Origin of the sequence: Methylocystis sp. (assembly GCF_050251305.1) — a bacterium.
Lineage (GTDB): Bacteria > Pseudomonadota > Alphaproteobacteria > Rhizobiales > Beijerinckiaceae > Methylocystis.
Window position 1 is genome coordinate 1 of the sequence record NZ_JBFWNB010000096.1, and the last position, 3,346, is coordinate 3,346.

The 3,346-nt window shown below is 63.8% G+C and carries 1 protein-coding gene and 1 pseudogene; one reads left to right on the plus strand and one right to left on the minus strand.

Going from position 1 to position 3,346, the window contains the following annotated elements:
• Positions 1-185, minus strand: a pseudogene (locus AB7F41_RS17165) (hypothetical protein); the annotation flags it as partial.
• Between the two features lie 89 nt (positions 186-274).
• Between AB7F41_RS17165 and AB7F41_RS17170 the strand changes: the two are divergent.
• Positions 275-3,346 (plus strand): plasma-membrane proton-efflux P-type ATPase (locus AB7F41_RS17170; RefSeq protein WP_428406725.1); only part of this gene is annotated, 3,072 nt, incomplete at its 3' end.

The following is a 3,346-nucleotide window of genomic DNA, read 5'->3' on the forward strand; positions in this document are numbered from 1 at the left end:
AGAAGGAAAAGCGCAAAGACCGCGCCGACGAAAATCGCATAGATGATTGGCGGCAGGGGAAGATATTGAAGAGAATGTGAATACACGCGTCGCCCCAGGATGTCGCGTCGACCGTTGAAGCCGCATATAGGGGAGGAGCGGCGCATGGCGAGTTGAGCGGCGTCGATGACGCTTGGACGGGTCAAGGCCGGGGCGCCGCGCGCAACTTGCGCACGGTCGCGCCGTAGGCCAAAAACAATATCTTCGCGGCTGCGCCGCGCGATCGGAGATCGTCATGCCGATGCAGCCTGCGAAGGGCGGCGACGCAAATGTGACGCCGCAAGACCTTGCGACGGATCCGTTGCAGGGGCTGACGAAGGACGAGGCGGCGCGCAGATTGGCGCGCTTCGGCGAGAACACGATCGCCGAACGCCGAATTGGCCTGTTTGCCCGCTTTGTCGGCTTTTTCTGGGGTCCCATTCCCTGGATGATCGAAATTGCGGCAATCCTGTCCGGGATCGTCAGACATTGGGCGGACCTCGGCATCATCCTGCTCATGCTGATCGTGAACGCCGGCGTCGGCTTTTGGCAGGAGTTCAAGGCCGATAACGCGATCGCACTGCTCAAGCGGCGTTTGGCGTTGAAGGCGCATGTGCTGCGCGACGGCGCCTGGAAAGAGCTTGCGGCGAGCCAGCTTGTGCCGGGCGACGTCGTCAAGATCGCCCTGGGGTCGGTCATTCCCGCCGATGTGAGGCTGATTGACGGCGATTACCTGAGCGTCGACCAGGCGGCGCTGACCGGAGAATCGCTGCCCGTCGACAAGAAGGTCGGAGACGTCGTCTATTCGGGCTCGATCGCCAAGCTCGGCGAAATGACGGCGCTGGTGACGTCGACCGGCATGCACACCTATTTCGGCCGCACGGCGCGGCTTGTGCAGCAGGCGAGGACGGTTTCCCACTTTCAGCGCGCCGTTCTGAGAATTGGCAATTTCCTCATTCTTTCGACGCTCGGGCTCGTCGCGGTCATCGGGGTCGTTGCGCTGTTTCGTCACGATCCGCTGGTTCAGACGGCGCAGTTTGCGCTGATTCTCGCCGTCGCCTCCATTCCCGTCGCGCTGCCCGCAGTGCTGTCCGTGACGATGGCCGTCGGCGCCGAAAGGCTCGCAAAACTGAAGGCCATCGTGTCCCGTCTCGTCGCGATCGAAGAACTCGCGGGAATGGACATTTTGTGCTCGGACAAGACCGGCACATTAACCAAAAACCAACTGACGCTCGGCGAACCGCAACCGGCGCCGGGCGTTGACGCGGGCGACGTCGTTCTCGTCGCCGCGCTCGCTTCCGAACGTGAGGCGCCTGACGCGATCGACGCCGCAATTCTGGCGGCGTCGGATCAAGACGTCTTGCGGGCCTATCGTCTGGAAGCCTTCCACCCTTTTGACCCGGTCAGCAAGCGCACCGAGGCGGAAGTGACGCAGAACGGCGCGCGCATTCGCGTCGCCAAAGGCGCGCCGCAAGTCATCTTCTCGCTTTGCGAGATGTCGGAGGATTCCAGGCGCGCGGCTCTGGCCGAGGTCGACGCCGATGCGGCGAAGGGCTTTCGCACGATTGGCGTGGCGCGCGCCGACGCGAACGGCGCGTGGCGATTTCTCGGTCTGCTGCCGCTCTTCGATCCCCCGCGCGACGATTCCGCGCAGACCATCGCTGAAACGCGCGCGATGGGCGTCGACATCAAGATGATCACCGGCGATCACGAAGCGATCGCGCGCGAGATCGCGGGAAAACTTCATCTCGGGCAGAATATCGTCGTCGCCGACAAGCTCTTCCGCGATCGCACGTCTGACGTGAAGCTGTCGGCGATCCTCGACGCTGACGGTTTCGCGCGCGTCTTTCCTGAGCACAAATTCGCGATCGTCGAGGTTTTACAAAAGGGCGGCCATATCGTCGGCATGACGGGCGACGGCGTCAATGACTCGCCGGCGTTGAAGCAGGCGGACGTCGGCATCGCCGTCAGCGGCGCCACCGACGCGGCCCGCGCCGCGGCCGATCTGGTGTTGACGGCGCCGGGCCTGTCGGTGATCGTCACGGCGATCGCCGAAGCGCGCCGCATCTTCGAGCGCATGACGAGCTATGCGATCTATCGCATCGCCGAGACGATCCGCGTCCTGCTGTTCATGGCCGCCAGCATTCTCGCCTTCAATTTCTATCCGGTGACGGCGGTGATGATCGTGCTGCTGGCGCTGCTCAACGACATACCGATCATGATGATCGCATATGACAATGCGCCGGTGGCCGAACGGCCGGTGCGTTGGGATATGACGCGCGTTCTGACGATCGCTTCGGTGCTCGGGGTTTACGGAGTTCTCGAAAGTTTCGGCTTGTTCTGGATCGTGCGCGACTATCTGCAGCTGCCGCTGTCGACGGTTCAGCCGCTCATTTTTCTGAAGTTGCTCGTCTCGGGCCATATGACGATCTACCTCACGCGCAATAGGGGGCCGATCTGGGAGCGTCCCTGGCCAAGCTGGAAGCTCGTGGTTCCCTGTGAAACGACGCAGCTCATCGGCACGCTTGCAGTCGTCTACGGCCTGTTCATGGAGCCGACGGGGTGGCGGCTCGCGCTGCTGGTCTGGGCGTATTCGCTGATGACATTTCTCGGCGCCAGCGCGGTCAAGCTCATCGCCTACCGCCTGATGGAGAATCGACTTCCCGAGCAGGCGCGTCATCTCGAGCGCGTCGAGCGGTCTTTCGCCGGGTGGCCGGCAAAAGCGTCTGTTCCGACAATGCTCGGCGGGCTTGCGGCGATCGCGGCGATCGGCGCAGGCGCTTATTGGGCCGTGGAGCGCATGGAGGCGCCGCCGAGCTATCGCACGGCGGAAATCAGTCGGGGCGCCATCGTGCGCACGATCCTGGCGAAAGGCGTGGTCGAGCCCGCTCAGACCGCATCGATTTCGACCCAAGTCGCGGGCGTCGTGGAGAGCGTGTCCTGCGATGTCGGCATGTCGGTTCAGGAAGGAACGATTTGCGCCAAGCTCGATCCTCATCGCTTCGCCGACGCGGTCGCGCGCGCCGCGGCGGATCTCTCCCACGCCAGGACACAACTTGCGAAGAGCGAAAGCGCGCTCACCCGAACGCGAGCCGCGTTTAAAGCGACGCAGCGCAGAAGCCGACGCAACCGCTATTCCCGTCGCGCGCAGGATGCCCGCAAACGGGCCTACGACAGGGCGCAGGCGCAGGTCGCTCTCGATCGAGCGGAGATCGAAAAGCGCGAGGCGAGTCTGCGCGACGCCAAGAGCGATCTCGCCGCGACGGCGCTCGCGGCGCCTTCTCCAGGAACGATCGTCGCGCGGAACGTCGCTGTCGGACAGTCGGTG